At 63.1% G+C, this 236-nt stretch carries 1 pseudogene; it reads left to right on the top strand.

Annotation, left to right across the window (positions count from 1 at the left end):
• Positions 1 to 236: pseudogene (locus tag SB764_RS44575) on the top strand (ABC transporter substrate-binding protein); the annotation flags it as partial.

Raw genomic sequence — 236 nt, 5'->3', positions numbered from 1 at the left:
GGGCGAGCCGATCTCGATCATCGCCAACAAGCGCGGCAACGTGCCGAGCTTCCCGGCCGCCGTCATGGCGCAGGCCATGATGCAGCAGGCGGGTCTCAACGTACAGATCGAGGTGCTGGATTACGCCACGCAGGTGGATCGTCGCCGTTCCGGCAATTATCAGGTGATCTCGCAGTCGGTCGCCCCGCGTCTCGATCCGGCCCTGATGTATGCCTTCTACGTCGGCAACAAGGACA

The organism is Paraburkholderia sp. SIMBA_027, from assembly GCF_046535315.1.
In the GTDB taxonomy this organism is placed as follows: domain Bacteria; phylum Pseudomonadota; class Gammaproteobacteria; order Burkholderiales; family Burkholderiaceae; genus Paraburkholderia; species Paraburkholderia tropica.
This window is presented reverse-complemented; position numbering and strand designations above follow the sequence as displayed.